A 26752-nucleotide genomic window follows, 5' to 3' on the forward strand; every position below is an offset into this window, starting at 1 on the left:
ATTGGCTTATAATCCTGACTGGGGGTCTTTGCTACATTGAAACCTAATCTCATCAGTTATCTTTGTTAATTAATAATTTGTAGGATAAATATAAAACAGAATTTAACAACATTCGTGTTTATGGGCGAAGAAAATATTTATAAGAATATTCTTTACGTAGACGATGAAATTCATAACCTCAATTCGTTTAAGGCTGTTTTCCGCAGGTCATACAATATTTTCACGGCTTCCTCTGCGGAAGAGGGAAGAAAAATTCTAAAGGAAAACAACATTCATCTTATTATCACGGACCAGCGGATGCCGGAGACGACCGGCATCGAATTCCTGGAATCTATCATTAAGGATTTCCCGGCGGTTCCGCGTATCCTGCTAACCGGGTATACAGACATTAACGCGGTTATTGACGCGATCAACAAGGGATCTGTCTACAAGTATGTACAGAAGCCCTGGTCCGAAGAGGAACTGAGGTCGACTATCGAGAATGCTTTGAAGCTATATACTAACAGCAAAAACCAGGAAGAGCTTACCGAGAAACTGATCACTACCAATGAACAGCTGGAGTTTTTATTACGTCAGAATCTTCTTTCCTGATGCACTCAGCAGGCAATTGACTCCTTTTTCAAAATTTTTAACAGGATGGGCTCCACTTTTGAAAGGGCATCATCTGCGTCAACGTCTATTTTTCTGACGTAGTTGGTCAGCCGCGTGTCTTCATACATAGCAAGAATGAGAGGATGCACGTAATGGGATTTGCAAACGGTTCTGGTGTTTCCCAGGGTCTTAGCCACGCAGTCCAGCGCTTCTATGACGTTTTTTTTCATTTGGGCCTTGGTCTCAAAGCCGCCGATCTTTGTAAAATTCAGAATACATTCTACCGTGCCGGCCCAGGTGCGGAAATCTTTGCTGGTAAAAGCTCCGCCCGATATCTCTTTGATGTAATCATTGACATCTCCACTGGTGATCGAGTGCCGGTTGCCATCGGAGTCCAGGTATTGAAACAATTCCTTGCCGGGAATTTCCTTGCACTGCTTGATGATACGTGCCAGCCGCGCACTACGCATCGAAATGTTGTGATACACGCCTTTCTTTCCCCTAAAGCTGAAAGAGACTTTGTTCCCGTTGATCTTAATGTGCTGGTCTTTCAGTGTAGACAACCCGTAGGATCCGTATAATTTTTCATACATGCTGTTGCCTACCCGGATACCGGTTTTATCCATCGTACTCACGACAGCCGCTAGCACCTTCTGTTTGCTCAGTGCGCGCTCTGATAAGTGATCGGACAATTTTTCTCTTAACTGTTTTAATGCTTCGCCAAACTGGAGCAGCCGGTAAAACTTGGTTTCTTTTCGTAAGGCGGTCCATAACGGGTGATAGCGATACTGCTTGCGGCCCATCACATCTATACCGGTGCACTGCAGGTGCCCGTTGTCCAGGGGGCAGATCCACACGTTGCGCCAGGCCGGCGGTATGACAAGGCTTTTGATGCGGGCCAGCGTCTTTTTATCGCTAACTTTCCGGGAAGCTTTTTTATAAGAAAAGGATTTGCCCGCTTTGACGCGCAGAATGCCCTCGTCGCTATCGGTAACATAGACGAGCTTTACAATCCGGGCACTTTGCTCGGGGTCGTTCAGGGCTTTGACCAGTTTTTCGGGCGAAACGTTGATCACGGTATCGGCAGCTTCTATTTGCATTAAAAGGGACTATGAAAAAAAGATGCCAATAAATAGCCCCTCGCCAGGCAACGGATATATACCATTTCCATCCCGCTCTGCATGATTGGTAAAAACTATAGAGAAAGAAAAAAACGATGCGCCTCAGGCAACAGCCAGCTTATTGTATTTATTTTTATATTCGATGGGTGTCAGCCCCGTGATCTTCTTGAAAGTGCTGCGGAAGGCCTTGGTGTCGGTGTAGCCAACATCATACATTACTTCATTGATATTTTTCCGGCTGCTCTCGAAGCTTTTTTTAGCGGCTTCGATCTTCACCCGCTGAATATATTCCAGTACTGAATTGTTGGTCGCTTGTTTAAAGCGTCGCTCCAGGCTGCGGCGTCCCAGGGCTACGTAGGCGGCGATATCGTCGATCGTGAGCCGGTCTTCGATGTTTTTCTCGATGTATTCCTGCGCTTTCCTTACCGCCTCGTCGTTATGATTTTTCTGGGCGGTGAACATGGCGAAAGCCGATTGGCTGCTGCGGTCAATATCAATAGCAAAATATTTGGACACGAGAATAGCAATCTGACGGTCTGTATACTTTTCTACGAGGTGTAGCAGCAGGTTCCAGTAAGAAGTCGCGCCGCCGCTGGTATAGATCCGGTTCTGTTCGGTGACGATACTTCCATCCTGTATGATCACTTCGGGAAACATTTCCCGGAACGTATTGATATATCCCCAATGGGTACTGCATTTTTTCCCGTTCAGCAAGCCGGTTGACGCCAGTAAAAAAGCGCCGACACAAAGAGAAGCGATCTCCGCACCTTCCTTGTATTGCCAAACCAGCCACTCGGCTATTTTGGCATTGACGCCTACAGCCTTTTCCATGTCACCAAACAACGCCGGCACGATCACCAGGTCGGCCACGCCGGTTTCTTCCAGCAACTTATCGACTGTGACCGTGAACTGGTTGCCGCTAAACCTGACGTCTCTGCGGGCGCCCACTACCTGGATGTCGAAGAGCGGTTCTCGTCCGCTGACCTGTAAAAATTCGTTGACGGTATTGAAACAATATTGAGGATCGGCAACGGCCTGCATAACGGCATGCTCGGGCGCCAGGATATAGATCGTTTTCATCAGCATGTTTTACTTTGTTCAGACCTGTTGGTATGGAAGGGGTTCAGATGGCGTCCACACAACAGTAACAGGCCGGAATGGAAAATTAATACTAATTCGCGTTGTTTTTATCTCCTGCTTTTAAAAATTTCCCGATGACGGGCAACCTTGCAAACTCTTTTCGCTCAATCCGCGCAATTAAAAGAAAATAAAGCACAAATAACACCGTGGCAATACTATAATTCAACCATATATTATCCAGCGCTCTTGAAGAAAAATAATGAATGGTGTACACGAGCACGGCTATGATGATGTAGGCCAGGAGCTTACTGGTCGCATAGGGTATCCGGTAATTTTTTTGTCCCCAGATATACGAGATCACCATCATCATACCATAGCAGGCAAACGTAGCCCACGCGCAGGCGACATAGCCATAACGCGGTATGAACAGGTAATTGATCAGCAAGGTAACTGCCGCCCCGATAATGGTGATATAAGCACCGGAGATCGTTTTATTCCCCAGCTTGTACCAAATGCTCAGGTTATAATAGATGCCTAAGAACATATTTGCCAGTAAGAGAACAGGAACTACCTTCAGGCCTGTCCACATTTCAGGGTTGCGTATAAAATGTTTCCATATATCCAGGTAGAGCACGACAAATAAGAACATCAGGCAAACGGTGATCACAAAAAATTTCATGACGCGGGCGTAAGTGCGTGGCGCATTTTCTGTAGTGGACTGTTTGAAGAAGAAAGGCTCGGCTCCCATTTTGAAAGCCTGCACGCCCAGGGAGATCAGTATGGATAGTTTGTAGCAGGCAGAATAAATTCCGACTGCAGAATCTGCGTCTTTACCGCCGGCTTCCGGTGTCCACCATTTTAAAAGCATGATCCGGTCTGCCGTTTCGTTGATCATGCCGCCCAACCCGGCGATGATCAGCGGAAGGCTATACACGAGCATTTCTCTCCAGAGCGCCTTGTCGAATTTGAACCTGAAGCCCCAAAATTCTTTAGACAGAATCAGGAACACGATAATGTTCTGAATAAGGTTCGCTAATAACACATAACCCACGACCCAGTTCTCATTGTAAAAATGACTTAACACATGGTCCGGTTCTTTTTCAATAAGCTCGGGACAAATGCTCAGAAAGAAGTAGGTAGCGGCCACATTGATCAGGATACCGGTCAGTTTCGTAAAGGCAAACTTGCGAGGCCTTCCATCCTGCCTTAGTTTGGCAAAAGGGATCGTGGTAAGCGCATCAAGCCCAATGATGGCGGCAGCCAGCATCAGGTACTCCGGCTTATCCGCCACCGACAGCAAAGCTGATAGCGGTTTGCTAAACGCAATTAAACATAACGCAAGGATCAGTGTGGAATAAATCAGCGACAGGCTGGTCGTACTGTATACTTTGTCTTTATCGCTGTTCTGGGAAAACCTGAAAAAACCGGTTTCCATTCCATAGGTAAAAATGACATTCATGAAAGGAATGAAAGCATACAAGACACTCATCTCGCCATACTCACCTGTAGTGAATTTGAACGTCAGATAAGGAGTCAGCAAGTAGTTGATAAACCTCGCTGCGATCGAACTTACGCCATACCAAATAGTTTGTCCTGCCAGTTTCTTAATGCCACTCAAAGTAAAAAAATTGTTCGTGCAAATTTAAAGTACTTAAAATAAAACGTAGCGTTAATATACCTTTGCGGATAAGACGGGTTGAATGATAGTTGAATGTAGCTGAAACCGGTTTACCAGATTCAACTGCCTTCAACGACTTTAAACTATAATCAACTACACTAAATATAACTTTTATGATCAGACAATTGGCAGTTTTCGTTGGATTGGCATTAGTAACGGGCAACGCGTCCGCCCAGGCATTTGAAGGCAAAGTAAAATATGGGAAATCTGAAGAGCCCGCCATCGTGATGGTGTACGATTATCCGGAGGAAATTGTAGAAAATGCTTTCCTTGCAAAGTTTGCGGATAAGCAATATCAGGCGACTCGTAGCAAAGGCTTTACGGTGTACTCCAATGCTGTAATGTCTGAAGTGAGTAAAAGCAAGCTGGATTATTATTTTAAACTGGATGAAAATGGCAGACGAGGCCAGGAAAAGACAACGGTGTACATGATCATGCATGGTGCGGGCAACATTGACGGGGCCACATCGCTCGGCAGCCGGGGTAAGTCTTTTTTAGAAAAAATGGCGGCTAACGTAGAACGCAGCGGCAATATTGCTGAAATTAAAAAGCAGGAAGGGGTGCTGGTGGATGAGGAAAAATCCTTAGCCGATCTGCAGCAAATACAAAAGGAGCTGGAGGAAAAGCTGGCAGAAAACAAGGCAAAACAAGAAACGCAACAAAAAATCATTGCATCTCAGAAAATGATGCTCGACGATCTGAAGGCTAAAGTGATCAATTAATTAACGGCTTTCAGCGAACCGTTCAAAAATTTCAAGTAGTACAGCTTTTTATTTTCGTAGTGGCTTATTTTACCGTTTTGATAATCCGGCTGAATATCCATATCAAAGAAAGCGCGGAACTCGCTGCCCCCTAATTTAGTATTGATGTCTCTGCCATAGCGGTTGAGCAGCTGCCCGAACCGGTAGGTCAAGCCGTAAGCCCTGAAAACGAGATCGCTGGGACGTGCAAACATCTTTTTATTGTAATAACTGGTGATCGACCTGCTGGCAGCATCTGTCCTGGCATTGTAAAAAGGAGTGCTGTAAATCACCTCTACGCCCTTATAATCTGCGTCGGTCAGATCGATATTTTCCCAGGTGGGCATGCCGATCAGCGTCAGAGAAGCGTAATTTTTGCTGCTTTCTGCAAACTGCTTCAGCACCCGGCTTCCAAAGTCGGTATCCAGGGAGCCTACGATGTACAGTCCGTCCTGCGTGGGCTGGGTGGTAGTGCCCAGCGCTTTAAGCGCAATATCATCATTTACTTCGCGGAAAGTCAGATTAACTGCATCTTTATAATGTTTATTCAGGGTCTCCAGAACAGAGCGAATATATTTTTCAGAAGCGCTTTTCCGGGTGATGACCGTGATCGGTTTGCCACTGTATTTCGTCTTTACATAATTATATAAACCTTCCAGCTGTGTCTGTATCGTCGGGTTCATCACCACGAAATAAGGATTGTCGGAGGTGTTGGCGTCATTGGGCACGGTGGCGTTCATCACGGTGATCTTTTTATCTGCCCCAAGCCTGGCCAGCGTGGTCAATTCTGATAAAGAACAGTTGGCAATGATCAGCTCCACTCCATCGGCGGCACACTTGCTAAACTGCTGCTCAAGGGTTTCGCGCTTTGACTTGGAATCGTAAATATACACATCCAGCGGAAGGTTCATTTTGTTCAGCGAGTCCACTGCCAGGGAAGCGCCGTGGTAGAATTCAAGACCACTGATCGATTGCTTTGGAAAATTTTTGCCGGAATACTTATAGCTTCCTGCGTTGTCAAATGCCTCGTCGATATAGAGCGGTGTAAAAATGGCCATCTTATGCCTTCCCCCAAAACGCTGAGCCTGAACCAACGGGGAACAACAAACAACAAGAATTAACAACAAAAAAAATTGCTTCATTGGATGGTATTTTAAAATCAATAGTCCATTGCCGGTGGACGATGGACTATTAAGCAAATTTTATTCCTAAACGCGCTTCATGCTCTATGTAAGGAGGTTATTCCCATTCGATGGTAGCCGGCGGTTTACTGCTGATATCATAAACCACTCGGTTGATGCCTCTTACATTGTTGATGATCTCGTTACTCACATCTGCTAAAAAGTCGTAAGGCAGGTGCGCCCAATCCGCTGTCATCCCGTCAACGCTGGTCACAGCCCGAAGGGCAACAGTGAATTCATATGTGCGTTCATCACCCATAACGCCAACGCTTTTCACCGGTAATAAGATTGTACCAGCCTGCCAAACCGTTGCATAAAGCCCGGTTTCTTTTAAAGCGTTGGTATAAATATGATCGGCTTCCTGTAACAGTTTTACCTTTTCTTCGGTAACCTCTCCTAATATCCTGATAGCCAGGCCTGGTCCGGGGAAGGGATGGCGGTCGATCAGGTTGGAGGGGATGCCCAGCTCGCGGCCTACTTTTCTTACTTCATCTTTGAAAAGATAACGCAGCGGTTCTACGAGGTCCATTTTCATGGTGGCAGGCAAACCGCCTACATTGTGATGCGACTTGATGGTCACTGACGGACCGTGAACCGATACGCTCTCAATAACATCAGGATAAATAGTGCCTTGTCCGAGTAACTCTATATTTTCCAGTTTACCTGCTTCCTGTTGAAATACTTCGATAAAAAGACGGCCGATGATCTTACGCTTGGCCTCCGGGTCCGGGTTGTCTTTCAGTTCGTCATAAAACATCTGGCTGGCATCGACACCGGTAACGTTGAGGCCCAGCTGCTGGTAGGTTTCCAATACTTCCTCAAATTCGTTTTTACGCAGCACGCCGTTGTCTACAAAAATTCCGTGAAGCCGGTCGCCGATTGCCCGGTGAATCAATGTGGCCGCTACAGTACTGTCCACTCCTCCGCTCAATGCCATGATCACCTGGCGGTCGCCGATCTGCTCTTTTAAGGCATTTACGGTATCCGTGATAAAATGGGCCGGTGTCCAGTCTTGTGCACAGCCGCAAATGTTGACTAAGAAGTTCTTTAGAATTTGTTTGCCCTCTGTACTGTGATATACTTCGGGGTGAAACTGCAAACCGTATAGCGGGTGAGCATCGCTCTTATTCCTGAAAGCCGCTACGGGTATGCTTTCTGTAGTGGCCAGGATCTCAAATCCTTCGGGTAGTTCCAGGATACTATCGCCATGGCTCATCCACACCTGGCTTTTTACGCTAACGCCGTGCATTAAGACGTCGGTTTCATCTTTAACAGACATCGAAGCCCGTCCGTATTCCCGCTTGCTGCTTTTCTCTACGCGGCCGCCGTAATTTTTGGCAGTGAGCTGCGCGCCATAGCAAATACCCAAAACCGGCAGATCTTTTACGATATCTTTTATGCCGATCACGGGCGCATTTTGGTCATTTACCGAAAACGGTGAGCCGGAGAGAATAATTCCTTTTAAATTGCTATCGATTTCGAAAGGTTTGGAGTAAGGGATGATTTCGCAGTAAACGTTGGCTTCTCTTACCGCGCGTGCGATTAACTGGGTATATTGAGAGCCAAAATCGAGAATAAGTATTCTTTCGGTCATAATGTGGCGAAGGTAACATTATTTGAGATTTCTGATTTAGGATTTCTGGCAGGAATCTGTTCTAACAGAAAGATTCTAAAAGGTTCCGTGATCTTCCGGTGCCGGCTTTGAGAGATAAAGCGAGACCGCTTATAATTTAACAGACGACAAAATATTAAAAAAATGAAATACTTAAGTTTATGGATCGTTGCAGTAGTTGCTTTTAGTTCCTGCAATATCATCGACCATCAGCGTATAAAAGGAAATGGGAACGTAATCTCCAAAAATTATGATCTGAAAGATTTTTCCCAGATAGACATCGGCGAAAGCATGGAAATATATATTACCCAGTCGGCCGATTACAGTGTAAAGGTGGAAACTGACGAGAACCTGTTTAAATACATCAATGTGGTGGTGGGCGATAATCAGACTTTGGAAATAGAATCGAAAAACGACACGGATCTGGACCCTACAGGCGAGGTGAAAGTATACCTTTCCGCACCATCACTGGATAAGATCTCCGTTTCCGGTGCATCACAGGTAAAGACAAAAGGCAAGTTCAGCCAGGATAAAAAGATCAATATCGATGTTTCAGGAGCTTCGAGCGGCACTATGTCGCTGCGTGCACCGGAGATCGATCTGGAATCTTCGGGCGCGAGCACATTGACTGTTGATGGCGAATGCCGCGATGTGAGAGCGCATGCTTCAGGCGCGGCAACAATCAATGCGTTTAACCTGAAAGCCGAAAACGGCGACGCGGATGCCAGCGGCGCCAGCACAGTGCGCTTGTTCAGCAGCGTTTCGCTAAAAGCCGAAGCCAGCGGCGCCAGTGGTGTTAAATACAAAGGCAATCCCCAGGTAACCTCTAATGTGAGCGGCGCCAGCAGCGTCAATAAAAGTGAATAGACTATTCACTATGATCTGGTAGCAGCATTAACCTTTAGTTGGACATTAATCGTAATGAAACCGGCATTGCAGAATATAACATTTTGGGTCTATCCCCTTTTTCCCGTCTATTTTATAGACGAGTCTGTGTTCCCCGGTAATTTTTCTTGACCAGAAGCCTTTCAGGTCATATTTCAATGGCTCCGGTTTACCCAGGCCATGAAAAGGTGTTCTTTTAATCTCTTTAAGCAGATCTTTGATTTTGTCAACCATATCAGCGCCGTGCTCTATCCAATACTCAAAGTCTTCCCACGCGTGTTCTGTGAACTCGAAATGCATTTATTTTTATAAATTGAATTTGCGGGTCTTTTTTTCTTTTAACTGATCAATAGATGCTCCTAATCTTTTCCTGTTCGCTTCAGTAGATAACAAATGTCCCGTTTCTACTAATGAATTGTATTCCTTAATGGATAACAATACCACTGCGTCTTCTGATGAAGTTCTTGGAACAATGATCGTTTCTGAAGACTTTGTTACATCGTCCAGGTATCGCTTTATATTGGATCTTAATTCTGAAATGGAAACAGCTTGCATGACTATATAATTTGTACGCTCAATATGTACAAAATTTTGTCCAATTCTATTTTTTGAGCTTAGCTATTTATCCGAATGTCCCAGACTCATTTCCGGGTTTATCTCATCACGAATGAGCTGTTTCAATGCTTTTATTTCTTTGAATCCCCCGTTTTCCTTCCGGTCAAAAATGACTTTATCGTTTACCGATATGGTAAATATGCCGCTTACGGCTCCGGGCTTTAGCGACACCATCTCAATATGATCTGAAAAAGTGGTGAGAAATTCCTGCGCCATATAGGCGGCACGAAGCATCCAGCCACATCTCGGGCAATATTCTATGGTGATGATTGGTTTCATTAGTGTAGTAACTAAACGAAAATAGCTGACAGATAATGCCCATAAAGCGATTACCTGTCAGCTATCCACTCAGCGATCTATTTTCTGCTGTAATTAGGCGCTTCCCTGGTAACGATCACATCATGCGGATGGCTTTCGTTCATACCGGCATTGGTGATCTTTACAAACTGGGCATTTTTCAGTTCGGCAATGTTCCTGGCGCCGCAGTAACCCATTCCGGCGCGCAGACCGCCTACATATTGATAAATCACTTCTTTCAAAGACCCTTTGTAAGCCACGCGACCTTCGATTCCTTCTGGAACGAATTTCTTGATATCATCTTCCGGATCCTGGAAATAACGGTCGCTACTGCCGGTAGCCATCGCTCCCAACGAGCCCATGCCGCGATAAGCCTTAAATTTACGGCCTTCGAAGATAATCGTCTCGCCAGGGCTTTCCTCCGTGCCGGCGAACACACTTCCCATCATCACGCAGTCGGCCCCCGCAGCTAAAGCTTTCACCATATCACCGGTATACCGGATGCCACCATCAGCGATCAGCGGAATGCCTTTTTTAGAAAGCGATCTGGAGGCTTCCATGATAGCAGACAGTTGCGGCATGCCGGCTCCTGCTACAATGCGGGTTGTACAGATAGAACCCGGTCCGATACCCACTTTTACGGCATCTGCACCCGCTTCCGCGAGGGCCAGGGCTCCGGCGGCAGTACCCACGTTTCCTGCTATTACGTTCAGTTTTTTAAAATTCTTTTTGACTTTTTTCAGGGTATCAATCACTCCTTTGGTATGACCATGTGCGCTGTCAAGCACTACCAGGTCCACCCCCACATGCTGCAGCGCGCTGATACGATCCAGCACATCGGCCGTGATCCCGATGCCAGCGCCTACCAGCAATCGTCCGAACGAATCTTTGATAGCGTTGGGGAAGCTGGTTACCTGTAAAATATCGCGATAAGTGATCAGCCCCACCAGTTTACCTTGTTTATCGACAACAGGGAGTTTTTCGATCTTGTGCCTGCGAAGAATTGTTTCAGCTTTTTTCAGATCTGTTCCTGCCGGTGCCGTTACCAGGTTTTCGCTGGTCATCACTTCCTTTACCAGCCTACTGGCGTCATGTTCAAAACGCAAGTCCCGGTTGGTTAAGATCCCTGTCAGCTTTTTGTCCTTGTCAATAATAGGAATGCCCCCGATCTTGTTCTCCTTCATTAGCCTGAGCGCGTCGCCGATCGTTTCATCTTCAAAAAGGGTCAGGGGGTCGAGGATAAGACCGCTTTCGCTTCTCTTTACCTTACGCACGTGAGCTGCCTGTTGCTCGATGCCCATGTTTTTATGTAAAATGCCGAGGCCTCCTTCGCGCGCCATGGCGATGGCGAGTGCCGCTTCGGTGACCGTGTCCATTGCTGCCGATAAAATCGGGATGTTCAGCGTAATATCTTTGGTAAGCCGGGTACGGATCTCGACATCTCTTGGTAACACTTCGCTATAGGCTGGTACCAACAGTACGTCGTCAAACGTTAAACCTTCTAATGAAATTTTTGGGGAATTTGCAGATGCTGCGGGGATATTTCTTGTTGCCATGTGCAAAATTAAGGGAATGGGAATAAACTGGAAAATTTGAAACAACAACATTCAGCGCGACGCGAAAGATGCTACAACCCCATCCATCCTGCAATACCACAATCTGACTTTAAATTGTCAAACATCTGACCTACATTTGCGAAGCAACAAATTATAAATACTCTTGTAAAAGAGCAAACATAGACATGCAAAAAGAATCAGATACAAAGAAGCCCAATGCCACGATCCTGTTCATCTTCGGGGGCAGCGGCGATTTGAACCAGCGTAAACTTACTCCAGCTTTATTTAATTTATCAATAGATGGCCTGATGCCCGAAAAGTTTGCAATCATCGGCACCGGGCGTACCGACTACAGCGACGATAAATTCAGAAGCCATCTTTTTGAGGGCATCGAGGAATTCTCCAGGAGGAAAGACAACCCGCCGGGGAGCTGGGAAGATTTTTCGCAACATATCTCTTACCTGCGGATGGACGTAGATAAGCCCGCTTCTTACGAACCGATCAAGAAGATCATTTCAAAACATGAATCAGAGTGGGACGTAAAGGCAGATATCATTTTTTACCTGGCAGTGGCCCCGCAACTGGTGCCGGAGATCACCACCAACCTGCACGATCTGAAGCTCCACAAGCCCAAGGAGAAGCTGCGCATTGTGGTGGAGAAGCCTTTTGGACATGACCTGAAAAGCGCGCAGGAACTGAATAAGCTCCTTACAAACATGTTTGATGAATGCCAGATATATCGCATTGATCATTACCTCGGAAAAGATACCGTTCAGAATATTCTGGCACTGCGCTTTGCGAATGCATTGTTTGAGCCGCTATGGAATGGTAATTATATAGACCATGTTCAGATCACTGCATCTGAGACCGTGGGTGTGGAAGACCGGGGCGGATATTATGAACGTTCCGGAGCGCTCCGCGACATGGTGCAAAATCACATCTTACAACTGTTGTGTATGGTGGCCATGGAAGCGCCGGTATCTTTTGATGCCGATGAGATCCGCAACAAAAAATCGGATGTGCTCAATGCGCTTCGCAAGATCAAGAAAGAAGATGTTCAGAAATATGCGGTACGCGGGCAATACTCTGCCGGATGGATGCAGGGAAAAGAGGAGAAGGCTTACCGCGAGGAAAAAGGGGTGGATCCCAATTCCGCAGTGGAAACCTTTGCTGCCGTGAAGTTTTATGTAGACAACTGGCGCTGGCAGGGCGTTCCATTCTATATCCGTACCGGAAAATTTTTGAAAGAGAAGACCACGCTGATCACTATTCAATTTAAAGAAGGTCCGAAATACGCTTTTCCGCCGGAGGCTTCAGAAACCTGGCGATCGAACCGGCTTACCATCAGCATTCAGCCGGAAATGGACATCCGCCTGCGCTTCCAGGCAAAGCGCCCGGGACAAACGATGTCGTTGAACCCGGTGAATATGGTGTTCAGCTACCAGGACACCTTCCACGAGCCGCAACCCGAAGCCTACGAAACCTTATTGCTGGATGCCATGATGGGCAATCCTACCCAATACATGCGCAGCGACCAGGTGGAGATCGCCTGGAGAGTGATGGAGCCTATTCTGGATGCCTGGGAAAAACGTCCGCCGGATAATTTCCCGAACTACGCACCCGGCAGCTGGGGACCTGAAGATGCAGAAGCCCTGATCGCGAAAGACGGCAGAACGTGGATTACGTTGCCGCCGAACGGGAAACAGCATTAGATTTATTAAAAAGTGGCAGCCTGGTTTTGAGCTGCCACTTTTGCAGGAGTGTATACCTTTTTAGGTTGATTATGTTTTTACCACAGAGGCCTCAGAGAGAAATACAAGAAGAAGCACAGAGAGAAAAATAAAAGGATGTCCTTTTGTATTTAAAGTCTAATGCCGGCGCCGAAGCCGAACCATACTAATTTGCCTATATTCCGCCTTCGCCGCTCAAATGCGTCACTCGTGGTAAGCAGTGGCGTCCATAACGCATTCAGCATTATTCCGCTTTTACTTACGTATCTGTAACCAAGGTTAGCCCTTGTTCTAAAATTTCCATGCCGACTGAAATAGTTGTCTGCCACAGCTATCAGTCCGATTTCGGCGAAACTTTTATTATTGCCAATTAAATAATTGATACCAAGAGGAACGCTTAAAGTTGGATTATCAAGGTCGCTCATATCACTTCCCACACCAACGCGATAGCCCAAACCATTTTTTCGAGAAGCGAAACGGGAATCATAATTTACCGATATGTGGCTTCCGTTTCCCCAAAGCTCGAGCGTTAAAAATTTTGATCGCTCCTGAGCATATCCTTTACAACAAAAAGTCGATGTAATCGTTAGATAAAATATTATTCTCCAATTTTTCATGCTGAGGTTTTAATTCAATAAAGATTCTGTTCCCTTTTCAATTGAGTGATAATATATAGCTTCCCAATAATTATCATATTTAGCATAGGTTCCTATGCTCACTTCTCTTACCTGTTGCCGCCAATGAGGTTGGAATTTATCTCCCCCGTTCTGTAGTTCCATAAAAGAAATTACAATTTTATCAGTATTAAAAGCACTGACTCTTTTGTTATGCATCCGATATTCAATAAAATCGTTTAGTCCTGAATTATATGAAGTCGGTTGTGTAACTAAGGTGTCATATATTCTAACTGTTAATCCATCAAAATTATCTCCCACTTTGTTTTATTGGGCTATACTATAGTATTGATTTTTTTGAAACTTACTAGTCCCAAATTTTTTATCATGCCAACCACCTACAGAGCCATTATGGTCTTCGGTATAGCGAAACCAGTTTACATCTATTGCAAGCTCCTGTGCTTTGGTCTTACCCCAAATTCCAAAAAGTCCTTTCTTTTGAAACACAAGTTCAAGCTGCATAGTTGTATTAAATAGCAAATTATAATCATTAAAATTAGCCCGCATCCGCCTTTTACTACTAAAGTCGTTAAAGACTTTGCTGCATTTTGCCCAACAGTTCGTTCAGCGATTGTTTAGTAGAAAAAGCGAGTCGTGCGGTTTTGCCTTTTTTTAACGCCAACGCTTTTTCCATATTGGTTGACGGGTGCTCAACAACAGGTTCTGGCAATTGTTGTTTGGTGCAGGAAAAGAAAAGTACTCCAGAAACGATGATTAAAAAAAGCAGTTTGGTGCTTTGTGTTTGGTGTTTAATGTTCATAAAATTGTTTTGGTGTTTGTAATGTATGAACAATACAAATATACGTTTTGGCGTGAAAAAAAATTTTTTTTAGAATGAGGATAATCAGTCTTATATACTGTATGGGCATTTAACTTTTTCCTTTAAGAGAATAATCGCAAGTTTGTTTTCTATCAAACTGACTACTTTATGAAAACTCTTGTCACTGCTGTCGCCATCGTCCTTTCTTTTACGACATCGAACGCAGCGAGGATCAGCGGATCGATCACCACCGAAAGTGGAGCGCCGCTGGCATACGCCTCTGTAACGGTTAAAGGAACGCAAATGGGTACCACTGCTAACAGCCAAGGATTTTATGCGCTTGATGTAAGGGAGGGACGGCATACACTGGTTTTTGAATACGTCGGTTTCACCGCGGTCGAAAAAACTATTGAGGTAACGGGCAATGACCAGCGGCTCGATATTATTTTATCAGCCCATCAAAAGACAATGAGCGAGGTCGTCGTGAAAGTACGTGGCGAAGACCCTGCTTATCGCATCATCCGCGAAGCGATCAAAAAGAAAAGCTATTATCAGCGCCAGACGGACTCCGTTTCCGTCAATATTTATCTGAAAGGCCTGATCAAGACTAAAGAAATCCCTGACAGGGTGTTGGGACAGAAAGTGGAACGCGATCCTTCGGATGGCCTCGACTCTATGGGAAAAGGCGTACTGATGCTGTCCGAATCCAATTTACTGCTGGAGGAAGTGCCGCCTTCGCAATCAAAAATAACGGTGCTGTCCAGTTTTTCAAAAGGTAGTAATATGGGCCTGGTATTCTCCAGGGTCACGTCATTTTATACCAACATCGTCACTATTTTTGATGTCAACAATGCTTCCCGCGGTTATATTTCGCCCATTGCTGATGCCGCGCTTCATTATTACCGGTACAAACTGTTGAATACCTACGAACGCGATGGCGTCACAGTAAAAACGATCCGGGTAATTCCGAAAAGAAGAAACGAACCATTGTTTTCAGGCAATATTGAGATCACCGATAAAAGCTGGCGCATCTACAGCCTTGATCTTTTACTTACAAAAGAATATCAGCTGGAGCTGATCGATACGCTGCGTATCACACAGCTACATAGCCCGGTTGCGAACGGCGTATGGAGAACAAAAAACCAGATCATATCTATTGCCTTCGACAAGCTGGGTTTTAAAGGCGTCGGCAGCTTTGTAAATGTGTATAGCAATTATAACTTCCGTCCTGATTTTGGAGAAGGCTATTTCAATAATGTGGTGATGAAATATGATTCCGGTTATTACCAAAGAGATACTAACTATTGGAAGCAAAGCCGCCCGATAACATTGGAGGAAGACGAAAAACGCTACTACACGATCCGCGACAGCATCGCGGAGGCCAACAAGAACCGGCCTAAAACGTATTATGACTCGCTTCGCAAGCGTCAGAAAGTAACGGTCTTCAACGTACTCTGGAACAACCAGACTTATCGATGGTATGCAAAGGATCAGACGGCCTATTACCGGTTGCGCGGCCTCATAAAAGGCTTTGAGTACAACACTGTTGAAGGATTGGCGCTAAAGGTAGACCAGCGATTTAACTACACGCCCGAGAAAGGTAAGTATAACTACTATTTTTTTTGGAACATGCGCTACGGATTCAAAAATCAGCACTTCAACACTTACGGGACGTTGCGTTTCATGCCTAAAGCGTTGCCTTACCGTCAGAGATATTTGTCGTTGTCCGGAGGTAAACGCGTGAGCCAACTGAATAACGATGGGCCCATTGATCCGCTTACGAACAGTTTTTACACCCTGGTGTTCAGACAAAACTATATGAAGCTATATGAGAACTGGTTTGGCAGTGTTGCTTATAATAACAGGTTTGATAATGGTCTTACACTCCGGTTGAATCTCAGGTACGAAGACCGGTTACCGTTGCAAAATACGACAGACTATGCTTTCTCCGGAAATAACCGTGCGTTTACGCCGAATCATCCCGAAGCGCTGGCAAATGTTCCTTTTACACGTCACCAGGCGATGGTTGCCGGGGTTTCCTTTCGCTACCAGGCCGGGCAAAAATATGTTCAGTATCCCACTCATAAAATGCCCATCGGGTCGAACCAACCTTTGTTTATGGCAGATTTTACAACCGGTGTGCCGTCGTTGCTTGGAAGCGATGTGAATTTTAATAAATGGAAGGTGGGTGTCTCGGACGATCAAGATCTGAAGCTGGCCGGCCTTCTGAAGTACCGGATCAGTATGGGTGGTTTTATCAATGCAGATCACTATGGCATCCCGGACATGACACATTTTAACGGGAATCGCACTTTTTACAACTTAAATTACCTGAATAGCTTTCAGCTGGCTCCCTACTATGCTTATAGCAACGTGGCAAAATGGTATGGCCAGGTCAATGTAGAGCATCATCTGAACGGTTTGCTTACGAACAAGATTCCTTTGTTCAACCGGCTAAAATGGAACCTGGTGGTCGGTAGTAACGCTTTTTATGTTAATCAGCAGCAGCACTACGCCGAAGCTTTTGCCGGACTGGAGAATATTTTCAAGATCTTCAGGGTCGATTTCGTGGCGGGTTATCAACCACTGTTGCGAACACAATTTGGCGTACGCGTGGGCCTGGGCGGTCTTTTGGGAGGTGCAATTCAGTTTTCTAATGATGATTAAGTGAATTTCTGCGGGTATTACTTTAAAAAGGCCCGCTGTCATCAGCGAGCCTTTAAATCGATTAGGGCAGATAATGATTAATCTCTTCGACCGCCCATGTAGATCATAATATACTGTATCAGGGTCACCACGGCTGCCAATGCAGCAACAACGTAAGTGGTAGCGGCCCATTTCAACGCGTCTTTCGCCTGGGGGTATTCGTTGCTATTGGTTACATTAGTATGTTGTAACCAGGCCAGTGCTCGCTTACTGGCGTCAAACTCCACGGGCAGCGTGATAAGGCTGAATAAAACGGTCACGGCCATCAAAATAATACCGATCAGCAATAAAGTGGTATTGCCGGAAGCCGCCATCACCACCCCGATCAATAACACCCAATTCACGATCATTGAACTGAATTGAACAGCGGGAACCAGTTTGCTGCGCATTTGAAGTGGTCCATACGCTGTCGCATGTTGCACCGCGTGTCCACATTCGTGCGCTGCCACAGCCGCCGCTGAAATGCTGCGGCCTTCATATACATCAGGGCTCAAATTCACCGTTTTCTTTGCAGGATCGTAGTGATCGCTCAAAAAGCCAGGCGTAGAAACCACCTGAACGTCGTAAATCCCGTTCTCACGCAGCATTTTTTGTGCTACTTCGCTGCCGCTCATACCATTAGCCAAAGGAACCTGAGCGTATTTCTTGAACTTACTTTTCAAAATCATCGACACCAGCATACTAATGCCGACGAAAATGATTGAAACTAAAAAAATTGACGGAGTCATGTATTAAAAAATTGTTTTATAGCCGTAACCACGCAAATTAGGAACCATCTGCAATTTAGTACAAAAATTGCGACTTTTTGTCATGTAGAAAACTATTTGACTAATTTTTAACGGCGATGTGGTTGAGATTTTAATATTGATAATCAATTGTTTATGAAAAATTAATCTAAATCTTATCTCAGCGTTTATAATTTATTAATCCTGTCCCTGCATAATTTCATTTTTTAATATTAAATCGTATTTGTACCTTAGTAGCAGAATTTAATGGGTTAGTAAGTAAAAGGGCCAAGCGCAAGCGAGGCCTTTTTGCTTTTTGTACCTTTCGTTTCTGAAAAAAAATGAGCAAGTAAACCTAACCGTTTCATTATTCTTTTCATGACGGTTCATTATGTGAAAGTGAATAAGAATCCGAAGCCATTTCATTCTATCTCTGAACCAAAACTGTTGCGCCAGCGCCATCCATATCGGACAATCTCTATATTCTTCACTTAAAAAATTTTTATTTCAAAAGGCGGATCGTCTTTATCCGTCGCAAACTCTTTGCCAGCATCATAAAATCACTTCTGCTATGTTCATGCTTCTGCTACAAGTTTCAAAAGCGTTCAACTTCCTGATGCAACTATTCACTACTTTTATGGCATGAGTAAAGTGAAGAAGTCTTTTTTCTGTCAGAACTGCGGATATGAAAGCGTGAAATGGCTGGGTCAATGCCCGGCTTGTGGCCAGTGGAATAGCTTTGTGGAAGAAGTAATCGAAAAGACAAACGGAAAACAAAACTGGAATGAATATGCAGGGCAACAGAAGCGCGCTACAAAGGCTGTGACGCTTTCGGAAGTAAAGAGTAGCAACGAAAGAAGGATTGTCACTGCCGATCCTGAGTTGAACCGCGTATTAGGAGGCGGTATCGTTTCGGGCAGTATCGTGCTGGTCGCGGGTGAGCCGGGTATCGGGAAAAGCACCTTGTTTCTTCAGGAAGGATTGCAGCTCACCGATCACAAAGTGTTATACATAAGCGGTGAGGAGAGTGAACAACAAATTAAGATGAGGGCCGATCGGCTGCAGCATGAAGGTGCTATTGACAATGACCAGTTCTTTCTGCTGACAGAAACATCAACGCAAACGATCTTCCAGGAAATAAAAAAACTAAAACCGGATGTGGTCATCGTAGATTCTGTGCAGACCTTACAATCCAATTTGATAGACGCATCGCAGGGGAGTATTTCGCAGATAAAAGAATGTGCGGGAGAATTTCAGCGCTATGCCAAGGAAACCAATACGCCGGTGTTCCTGATCGGACATATTACCAAAGAGGGGGGCATTGCCGGTCCTAAAATACTGGAACATATGGTAGATGTGGTGCTGCAATTTGAAGGCGACCGGCATTATGCTTATCGCATATTGCGAACGCTTAAAAACCGGTTTGGCAGTACCAGCGAGCTGGGTATTTATGAAATGACCGACAAGGGCATGCGGGGTGTGTCCAATCCGAGCGAGATCCTGATCACGCAAAAAGAAGAACAACTGAGCGGTATTGCGATCGCCGCTACGCTCGAAGGAATAAGGCCGTTACTGATTGAAGTACAATCATTAGTGACCCAATCCGTTTATGGAACGCCTCAGAGAACCGTGAGCGGGTTTGACCTCCGGCGACTGCAGTTATTACTGGCGGTGCTGGAAAAGCGCGGAGGGTTTCACTTTGGGGTGAAGGATGTGTTTTTAAATATCGCCGGCGGCATCAAAGTAGAAGATCCATCCATTGATCTGGCCGTGCTTTGTGCCTTGCTGTCTTCTTATGAAGATGTGCCGTTGCCTCAGAACATTTGTTTTGCCGGTGAGATCGGGTTAAGCGGTGAGATCCGTGCGGTCAATAAAATTGACCAGCGTATCGCCGAGGCGGAAAAGTTAGGGTTTGAAAAGATCATTGTTTCCAAATACAACCAATCGCTGCGCCAGAGCCGCCAAAAGTTCAACATAGAAGTAGTAGCGATGGCCAGGGTCGAGGAAGTGTACCAGTATTTGTTTTAATTTTAGGGTTCATAGTGCGTAGCTGATGGTTCACGAATGTTCCATAAGCTATTATGAACCATAAGCTATTTACTATGAACCATAAACTATCTGCCTATGAACACCATCAAACTTCTTAAGGATTCTTTGGTGCATCTCTTTTACCCGCAGGTTTGCGCCGGTTGCGGATCAGATGCTTTACCTGCCGGCAGCCAGCTATGCATCCGATGCAATCATGAACTTCCATGGACTGGTTTTGAATGCCAGGTCAATAATCCTGTCGAACAAAAGTTGGCGGGAAGAATTCATTTACAGGCAGCGACCGCCCAGCTTCATTTTACCAAACACTTCCTGGTCCGCAATGTGATCCATCAGCTCAAGTACAAAGGAGATAAAGAGCTGGGACTTCAATTGGGGCAAATGATGGGCAGCCAGTTATTAGAAAGCGGACGTTTTAACAACGTGCAGGTGCTGATCCCGATGCCTCTTCATGCGAGCAGGCAGCGCGCGCGCGGATACAATCAGTCGGAGATTCTTTGCGAGGGAATGGCAAAAGTGCTACACCTTCCTGTTGTAACGAATGCGATTCAAAGATCTATGGCTACTGAAACGCAAACCCGTAAAAGCAGCATCGACCGCTGGCAAAACATGGAAGGGAAATTTGTGGCAGATCAGCCTGCAACAATTGAAAATAAACAAGTACTTTTAGTGGACGATGTGATGACAACAGGAGCTACGCTGGAGGCTTGCGCCACAGCAATGACTGAAATAAGCGGTGTTCAAATAAGTATCGCGACGTTGGGCTACACATCTAATACCTGATTCAATACATCTCAAATATCATTACAATGAAAACTTTATTACTTACCGTATTATTATCATCTACGTTGTTCATCGCCAGCCCGATTTATAAATTTAAGGTGGATGGCCTCAGTGGCGGCACGATCAATTTTGCAGATTTCAAAGGAAAGAAGATACTGATCGTTAACACGGCCAGCAAATGCGGCTACACGCCACAATACGAAGAGCTGGAAGCACTGTATAAAAAATATGGCAATAAGATCGTGGTGGTGGGATTCCCGGCCAACAACTTCAAAGAGCAGGAGGCTGGCTCCAATGAAGAGATTGCTGCCTTCTGTCAAAAAAATTACGGGGTAACTTTCCCGATGGCGAAGAAGATCTCTGTCAAGGGGGATGATATCGCACCGATCTATAAATACCTCGTGGCAGAAGCAAAAAAGAAAGGTATAGAAGACCCTGTGAAATGGAACTTCACTAAATTTTTAGTAGACGAAAAAGGTCAGCTGATTACCGTGTTTCCTTCTAAAGTAAAGCCAATGAGCGACGATATCCTGAAATATCTGAACTAAGATATCCCATTAATCATATAAAAACGCCGCTCAGTTATTCAATTGAGCGGCGTTTCTTTTTATCAATTAGTGTAGTTACACATCGTAAGAGGTGGAAGAAGTATCGCCTCCTCGGCCGGTCCAATTGGTATGGAAAAATTTTCCACGAGGCTGGTCCATTCTTTCGTAGGTATGAGCGCCGAAATAATCACGCTGCGCCTGTAACAGGTTGGCCGGAAGCCTTTCTGTGCGATAGCCATCGTAATAATTGATACCTGCACTCAGGCAAGGAACCGGGATGCCGTTCAGCATAGCGGTTGCGGTAACTTTTCTAAGCCCTTCCTGGCAGGCCTGGATCTTTTCAGCGAAATAAGGATCCAATAGCAGGTTGGTCAGATCCGGGTTGTTATCAAAAGCTTCTTTGATATTTCCTAAAAAGCGTGACCTGATGATACAGCCGCCTCTCCACATCAAAGCGATATTCCCGTAATTCAACTCCCATCCATATTCTTTTGCAGCAGCGCGCATCATCTGGTAGCCCTGTGCGTAAGAGATCACTTTAGCAGCATATAAGGCATCGCGCAGCTGATCGATAAATTGTTTTTTATCTCCGTCAAAAGCGGCTTTCGGACCAGCGGTTAACACTTTGGATGCAGCCACACGTTCGTCTTTTAAAGCAGATAAACATCTCGCAAAAACCGATTCTGTAATCAGCGTGAGCGGAATGCCTAACTCCAGCGCTACGGTTCCGGTCCATTTGCCGGTACCCTTTTGTCCCGCTGTATCCAGGATCTTATCGATGATCGGCGTGCCATCTTCTTTATATGCCAGGATATCGCGGGTAATTTCGATCAGGTAGCTATCCAGCTCTCCCTCGTTCCATTCTTTAAATACTTCATGCATTTCATCGGCGCTCATGCCCAACACGTCTTTCATGAGTTGATATACTTCGCAGATCAGCTGCATATCACCATATTCGATGCCATTGTGTACCATCTTTACAAAATGCCCGGCGCCGCCATCGCCTACCCAGTCGCAGCACGGAGATCCGTCATCCACTTTGGCAGCAATGCCTTGAAAAATAGGTTTCACTTCCGGCCAGGCATCTTTGGATCCGCCAGGCATAATTGAAGGGCCCAGCAGCGCGCCTTCTTCTCCACCTGAAACACCGGTGCCGATATAACGCAGGCCTTTGCTCTCGACGTATTTTACTCTTCTTTCGGTATCCGGAAAATGGGAGTTACCTCCGTCGATAATGATATCGCCTTTCTCTAAATGAGGGATCAGTAATTCAATAAAATCATCCACAGGCTTACCTGCCTTTACCATCAACATCACCTTGCGTGGCGATTTGAGAGAACCTATCAGCTCTTCAATCGTATGTGCTCCGGTAATATTTTTTCCTTTGGCTCTGCCATTTACAAAATGATCGACCTTATCGACTGTCCGGTTAAACGCCGTTACATGAAAACCCTTGCTTTCCATATTCAAAATGAGATTTTCACCCATCACCGCAAGGCCGATTACGCCGATATCTGATATAGCTGCCATAACAAAAAATTAAAAGTGATTTTTATCGTTTAAATAAGAACGTCAAATTTAATCTCCTGTACGTACAAAACCAATTAAATCTGTAGCGTATTTATCGGACGACAAAGGAACGTGATGTTCATATAACCATTGAGCCAACATTACTCTGCTCTCTTTAATAAAACGATATAGGTAGGGAAGTGATCGCTGTAGCCACCGCGATACACGTCGCCATTGTAAGAGCGCATGGGATATCCCTTGTACCGACCTGCAGTTTCAATCAGATAATCTGCTTTGAACACCTGGTGCCTGTAATAAAAAAAGCCGGCCTGTTTCTTATTAAGAAAAGAACAGGAGAAGATGATCTGGTCAAACAAGCTCCAGGCATCCTGGTAAGCCAATGTGCCGTTGCCGCTTTTATACAGGCCGGTCCAGGGATTGTACAGGTCTTCCGGGCTAACCGAATGGGTGTTCCCTGTGGCTTTAAGGCCTTTGATGATGCTATTGTTGATAGGGTCGTCATTCAGGTCGCCCATCACGATCATTTTGGCTTCGGGTTCTATAATGAGGAGCGAGTCGATACATCTGCGCACCGTTTCTGCAGCGGCCATACGTGCAGGCTCTGAACGTTTTTCGCCTCCTGCGCGGCTGGGCCAGTGATTGACAAACACGTGTATCCGCTCACCATCCAGCAACCCCTTCACCCATAAAATATCCCGTGTAAAAGCCGCGTCTTTCGCTCCCGAAGGCAGCTTCACAAAAATGGGTCGGCTTCTTTCGACCTTAAAATACCTGGGGTTGTAAACGAGCCCAACATCAACACCCCTGAGATCTTTCGAGTTATAGTGCACGTACTTGTAACCGCGAGCAGCTATGAGCGGATGTCGTAATAAGGTGTCTAACACGAATTGATTCTCGATCTCGGCGATACCCAGCACCGCCGGTCCATCCGGATTCGCGTCAGTTCCGAGCTGTGCAATCACTTGGGCCAGCTTGCCCAGTTTATCGTGAAACACCTCGCTCGTATATGCTTTTGATCCGTGAGGCGTGAAGTTGACATCGTCGTTGCTGCCGTGGAAGATCGTATCATAAAAGTTCTCGAGATTATAAAAGCCAATAACAGCCGTTTTATAAGCGGCTTGTCCCCTGGCGAATGCGGCGGAAAAGACCAGTAGCAGGGTAATGGTGCGTGTTTTCATATGCAATAAGTTGATTAGTAAATTTAATTGATTGATCTGGTTATCAAATGTGAATTCATTTAATATTTTCTATATATTTATGTCGCCGCTAACAAGTCATATGAGAAACACAGCTATCCTATTCACCCTTATTCTGGGCTTTGGCATTGATGCCTGTGCCCAGCAATCAGCCTTAGCGCAGGACACAGTCCCTGATCAGCGCATTCTTTCAGACGAAGCAAGAAGTAGTCTCCCGACGGTCGTCATCAACGATGATGAGTTGGAGGATGAGGGCTACAGCGTTGTTTCTTCGATCTTAACGGCCGGGCGCGATCCCTTCCTCTCGGCAGCGGCGTTTAGTTTCAGTCCGCTCAGGTTCCGGCTCAGAGGCTATGAATCGCAGGGCAACGCGGTTTATATTAACGGCATTGATTTCACGGGCCTTGATAACGGCTTTACGCCTTTCGGTTTGTGGGGCGGCCTGAATAACGCCATGCGCTCGCGACAGGTCGTGTATGGCTTGCAGCCCGGCGACTTCAGCTTTGGATCGATCGGGCTCAATACCAACATAGATATGAGGGCCGGCGCACAGTGGGCACAGACTCAATTAAGCTACGCTATCTCTAACAGAAATTACCGGCATCGCATTGCATTAAATAAAGGATCGGGGTTCAGCAAGAAGGGGTGGGCTTATAGCCTGGCGTTTACAGGTCGCTATGCGCGGGAAGGCTATGTGCCAGGGACTTACTATGAGGGAGCGAGCTATTATGCTGCCGTGGATAAAAAGATCAAAGGCAAAAATGTGTTGTCGCTGATCGCTTTTGGTGCACCTACCGAAAGTGGCCGCCAGGGCGCTTCTGTGCAGGAGGCGCGGGATCTGGCCGGGTCTAATTTTTATAATCCTTCCTGGGGCTATCAAAACGGCAAAAAGAGGAATGCCAATGTGTTGGAGACTTTTCAGCCGGTATTTATGGGGATATATGAATACAAACCCCAGGAAAACAGCACGCTTGTGACAACGGTGGCATACACGTTTGGAAAGCGGAAAAATTCAGCATTGGACTGGTACAATGTTTCCGATCCCCGGCCTGACTATTACAAATATCTGCCAGGCTTTTATCTCAATAGCAATCCGGCAATTCATCAGTTGCTGAAAGAGGATTATGTGGCCAACCCCGAAAAGTTGCAGATACAATGGGATCAGTTTTATACAACCAATCAAAGTAATCATCGTTCGGTCAATAATGCCGATGGGATAGCAGGGAACACGGTTACCGGCAACCAGTCACTCTACATTTTGTCAAATCGCGTCAACGATACGAAGAGGTTCTTTGTGAACAGCGTGTATAATGGAAAACTGAATAAGACCATGACGCTTACTATCGGCGGAAATTATCAACAGCAAATCAATCATTACTACCAGGAAGTGAAAGACCTGTTGGGCGGCGATTTCTGGGTCAACATCAATCAATTTGCCGAGCGGGATTTTCCAGATGATAACAGCGCCATCCAGCATGACCTAAACCAGCCGAATCGCATCATTACCAAAGGAGAGCAGTACGGTTATAATTACACGATCACTACTAATAAAGCGGCAGGTTGGGCGCAGCTGGTTTTTCAATTAAAGCGTTTTGACCTGTTTGTTACGGGTGAGCTATCCAATACCAATTTTTTCAGAACGGGAAAGAACCGGAACGGTTTGTTTAAAGACTTGTCGTATGGCAGGTCTGTCACACAGAGCTTCATCAACCGCGGTGCAAAAGCGGGGATCACTTATAAAGTCAATGGCCGCAATTATTTCTTTGCGAATGGCTCTTACCGGACAGCGCCGCCGCTGTTTGAAAACGCTTATATCTCCCAGCGAACGCGCAGCACTTTAATTGACGGACTTACCAGCGAAGCAATCATTTCAGGCGAGGCCGGTTATAAGCTGAACGCACCGCGGACGAGACTCAGCATTACCGGTTATTACACCAGGACCACAGGCGCGGTGGATGTGTTGACCTTTTATCACGATCAGTTTCAGAATTTCGTTAACTATGCTTTGAGCGGTATCGACAAAGTATTTTTTGGTGCTGAACTGGGCGCTGAGATCAAACTCACGTCCACACTGAGTTTTAACGGAGCCGCATCGGTCGGCCGTTTCTATTATGACAGCCGGCAGCACGCTATTATTACCGTCGACAATAGTGCAGAGATCCTGGCCAAACAGACCATTTATCTCCGGAACTATCGCATTCCTTCCACACCGCAGAATGCTTACAGCGCGGGCCTGTTTTATCGTTCGCCTAAATTTTGGTATGTCAGTGTTACCGGAAATTATTTTGACAATATGTGGCTAAGCCCCAATCCGCTGAGAAGAACTTCAGATGCGATCACCGACGCTGATGCTGTGGCTCCTGTAACCGAAGAGGTAAAGCAGCGTGTGTTGGAGCAGGAGAAATTCAAAGAGCAGTTTACGCTTGATTTTTTTGGCGGATGGAGCAAGCTTTTACCGCGCAGGCACTATATCAATGGCCGACGCACGTATGTCTTGTTCAATCTAGGGATCAACAATCTGCTGAACAGCAACGACATCCGGTCGGGCGGATTTGAGCAACTGCGTTTTGATTTTGAAAGAAAGGATGTTAATAAGTTTCCTCCTAAATACTATTATGCTTATGGGCTCAACTTCTTTGGCAGCATAGGGCTTCGGTTTTAATTCAGGTAGAAGCAGAACATTCAGGTAACGGCTTGA

At 45.7% G+C, this 26752-nt stretch carries 25 protein-coding genes; 9 read left to right on the forward strand and 16 right to left on the reverse strand.

The features are described from left to right. Window positions 1-120 precede the first annotated feature (120 nt). Window positions 121-591, forward strand: coding sequence for a response regulator (locus tag ACU37H_RS11830; protein ID WP_472704202.1), 471 nt, complete (start codon window positions 121-123; stop codon window positions 589-591). Window positions 592-596: 5 nt separating this feature from the next. On the opposite strand, the gene ACU37H_RS11835 is transcribed toward ACU37H_RS11830, so the two are convergent. The 3 genes from ACU37H_RS11835 to ACU37H_RS11845 form a co-directional block, all read right to left on the reverse strand. Then, window positions 597-1691, reverse strand: coding sequence for a DNA topoisomerase IB (locus ACU37H_RS11835; RefSeq protein WP_472704200.1), 1095 nt, complete (start codon window positions 1689-1691; stop codon window positions 597-599). 123 nt (window positions 1692-1814) lie between these two features. Then, the gene (locus ACU37H_RS11840; RefSeq protein ID WP_472704198.1) at window positions 1815-2792 is read right to left on the reverse strand and encodes a GlxA family transcriptional regulator; all 978 of its coding nucleotides are present in this window, start codon (window positions 2790-2792) and stop codon (window positions 1815-1817) included. Window positions 2793-2883: 91 nt separating this feature from the next. Beyond that, complete coding sequence (locus ACU37H_RS11845; protein ID WP_472704196.1) at window positions 2884-4410, reverse strand: oligosaccharide flippase family protein; 1527 nt, start codon at window positions 4408-4410, stop codon at window positions 2884-2886. A 173-nt stretch (window positions 4411-4583) separates the two neighbouring features. Here ACU37H_RS11845 and ACU37H_RS11850 point away from each other — a divergent pair, with 173 nt between their 5' ends. Further along, on the forward strand, window positions 4584-5192 hold the full coding sequence (locus ACU37H_RS11850; RefSeq protein ID WP_472704194.1) for a hypothetical protein: 609 nt from the start codon (window positions 4584-4586) through the stop codon (window positions 5190-5192). On the opposite strand, the gene ACU37H_RS11855 is transcribed toward ACU37H_RS11850, so the two are convergent. Together ACU37H_RS11855 and guaA are read right to left on the reverse strand one after the other, a co-directional pair. After that, entirely contained in the window at window positions 5189-6352 is a 1164-nt protein-coding gene (locus ACU37H_RS11855; protein ID WP_472704192.1) for an ABC transporter substrate-binding protein, read from the reverse strand. The genes ACU37H_RS11850 and ACU37H_RS11855 overlap by 4 nt on opposite strands. Window positions 6353-6449: 97 nt before the next feature. Next, window positions 6450-7985 (reverse strand): glutamine-hydrolyzing GMP synthase, encoded by a 1536-nt coding sequence (guaA, locus tag ACU37H_RS11860; RefSeq protein ID WP_472704190.1) that lies wholly within the window; start codon window positions 7983-7985, stop codon window positions 6450-6452. Window positions 7986-8147: 162 nt separating this feature from the next. Between guaA and ACU37H_RS11865 the strand changes: the two genes are divergently transcribed. Then, window positions 8148-8870, forward strand: a complete 723-nt coding sequence (locus tag ACU37H_RS11865) for a head GIN domain-containing protein (RefSeq protein ID WP_472704189.1) — start codon at window positions 8148-8150, stop codon at window positions 8868-8870. 45 nt (window positions 8871-8915) lie between these two features. Here ACU37H_RS11865 and ACU37H_RS11870 read toward each other — a convergent pair whose 3' ends face one another. From ACU37H_RS11870 to guaB, 4 genes are all read right to left on the reverse strand, one after another. After that, window positions 8916-9188 (reverse strand): Txe/YoeB family addiction module toxin, encoded by a 273-nt coding sequence (locus ACU37H_RS11870; RefSeq protein ID WP_472704187.1) that lies wholly within the window; start codon window positions 9186-9188, stop codon window positions 8916-8918. A 6-nt stretch (window positions 9189-9194) separates the two neighbouring features. Further along, window positions 9195-9443, reverse strand: a complete 249-nt coding sequence (locus ACU37H_RS11875; protein ID WP_472704186.1) for a type II toxin-antitoxin system Phd/YefM family antitoxin — start codon at window positions 9441-9443, stop codon at window positions 9195-9197. A 63-nt stretch (window positions 9444-9506) separates the two neighbouring features. Beyond that, the gene (locus tag ACU37H_RS11880; protein ID WP_472704184.1) at window positions 9507-9782 is read right to left on the reverse strand and encodes an Rdx family protein; all 276 of its coding nucleotides are present in this window, start codon (window positions 9780-9782) and stop codon (window positions 9507-9509) included. 77 nt (window positions 9783-9859) lie between these two features. Then, the gene (gene guaB, locus ACU37H_RS11885) at window positions 9860-11356 is read right to left on the reverse strand and encodes an IMP dehydrogenase (protein ID WP_472704182.1); all 1497 of its coding nucleotides are present in this window, start codon (window positions 11354-11356) and stop codon (window positions 9860-9862) included. A 185-nt stretch (window positions 11357-11541) separates the two neighbouring features. On the opposite strand from guaB, the gene zwf reads away from it, so the two are divergent. Further along, a complete protein-coding gene (zwf, locus tag ACU37H_RS11890; protein ID WP_472704180.1) occupies window positions 11542-13068 on the forward strand; it encodes a glucose-6-phosphate dehydrogenase in 1527 nt (508 codons plus the stop codon). Window positions 13069-13217: 149 nt separating this feature from the next. On the opposite strand, the gene ACU37H_RS11895 is transcribed toward zwf, so the two are convergent. The 4 genes from ACU37H_RS11895 to ACU37H_RS11910 all read right to left on the reverse strand — a co-directional run bounded on the left by ACU37H_RS11895 (window position 13218) and on the right by ACU37H_RS11910 (window position 14520). Beyond that, entirely contained in the window at window positions 13218-13703 is a 486-nt protein-coding gene (locus ACU37H_RS11895) for a hypothetical protein (RefSeq protein WP_472704178.1), read from the reverse strand. A 9-nt stretch (window positions 13704-13712) separates the two neighbouring features. Continuing rightward, window positions 13713-14021, reverse strand: a complete 309-nt coding sequence (locus ACU37H_RS11900; RefSeq protein WP_472704176.1) for a hypothetical protein — start codon at window positions 14019-14021, stop codon at window positions 13713-13715. A 6-nt stretch (window positions 14022-14027) separates the two neighbouring features. Next, the gene (locus ACU37H_RS11905) at window positions 14028-14222 is read right to left on the reverse strand and encodes a hypothetical protein (protein ID WP_472704174.1); all 195 of its coding nucleotides are present in this window, start codon (window positions 14220-14222) and stop codon (window positions 14028-14030) included. A 67-nt stretch (window positions 14223-14289) separates the two neighbouring features. Continuing rightward, the gene (locus tag ACU37H_RS11910) at window positions 14290-14520 is read right to left on the reverse strand and encodes a hypothetical protein (RefSeq protein WP_472704172.1); all 231 of its coding nucleotides are present in this window, start codon (window positions 14518-14520) and stop codon (window positions 14290-14292) included. A gap of 168 nt (window positions 14521-14688) precedes the next feature. Between ACU37H_RS11910 and ACU37H_RS11915 the strand changes: the two genes are divergently transcribed. Beyond that, complete coding sequence (locus ACU37H_RS11915) at window positions 14689-17187, forward strand: DUF5686 and carboxypeptidase regulatory-like domain-containing protein (RefSeq protein WP_472704170.1); 2499 nt, start codon at window positions 14689-14691, stop codon at window positions 17185-17187. 77 nt (window positions 17188-17264) lie between these two features. On the opposite strand, the gene ACU37H_RS11920 is transcribed toward ACU37H_RS11915, so the two are convergent. Then, window positions 17265-17954 carry a zinc metallopeptidase gene (locus ACU37H_RS11920; protein ID WP_472704168.1) on the reverse strand — a complete coding sequence of 230 codons (690 nt, stop codon included), beginning with the start codon at window positions 17952-17954 and terminating at the stop codon, window positions 17265-17267. Between the two features lie 639 nt (window positions 17955-18593). Here ACU37H_RS11920 and radA point away from each other — a divergent pair. The 3 genes from radA (at window position 18594) to ACU37H_RS11935 (ending at window position 21328) form a co-directional block, all read left to right on the forward strand. Then, window positions 18594-19979, forward strand: coding sequence for a DNA repair protein RadA (radA, locus tag ACU37H_RS11925; RefSeq protein WP_472704166.1), 1386 nt, complete (start codon window positions 18594-18596; stop codon window positions 19977-19979). A 96-nt stretch (window positions 19980-20075) separates the two neighbouring features. Then, on the forward strand, window positions 20076-20780 hold the full coding sequence (locus ACU37H_RS11930; protein WP_472704164.1) for a ComF family protein: 705 nt from the start codon (window positions 20076-20078) through the stop codon (window positions 20778-20780). Between the two features lie 26 nt (window positions 20781-20806). Then, a complete protein-coding gene (locus ACU37H_RS11935; RefSeq protein WP_472704162.1) occupies window positions 20807-21328 on the forward strand; it encodes a glutathione peroxidase in 522 nt (173 codons plus the stop codon). Between the two features lie 75 nt (window positions 21329-21403). On the opposite strand, the gene gnd is transcribed toward ACU37H_RS11935, so the two are convergent. Next, window positions 21404-22858 carry a decarboxylating NADP(+)-dependent phosphogluconate dehydrogenase gene (gene gnd / locus ACU37H_RS11940; protein WP_472704160.1) on the reverse strand — a complete coding sequence of 485 codons (1455 nt, stop codon included), beginning with the start codon at window positions 22856-22858 and terminating at the stop codon, window positions 21404-21406. Between the two features lie 140 nt (window positions 22859-22998). Further along, entirely contained in the window at window positions 22999-24036 is a 1038-nt protein-coding gene (locus tag ACU37H_RS11945; RefSeq protein WP_472704158.1) for an endonuclease/exonuclease/phosphatase family protein, read from the reverse strand. Window positions 24037-24136: 100 nt separating this feature from the next. Here ACU37H_RS11945 and ACU37H_RS11950 point away from each other — a divergent pair, with 100 nt between their 5' ends. Beyond that, window positions 24137-26716, forward strand: a complete 2580-nt coding sequence (locus ACU37H_RS11950) for a TonB-dependent receptor (protein ID WP_472704156.1) — start codon at window positions 24137-24139, stop codon at window positions 26714-26716. Window positions 26717-26752: the final 36 nt, after the last annotated feature.

Source organism: Niabella sp. ZPM-14 (assembly GCF_055693045.2).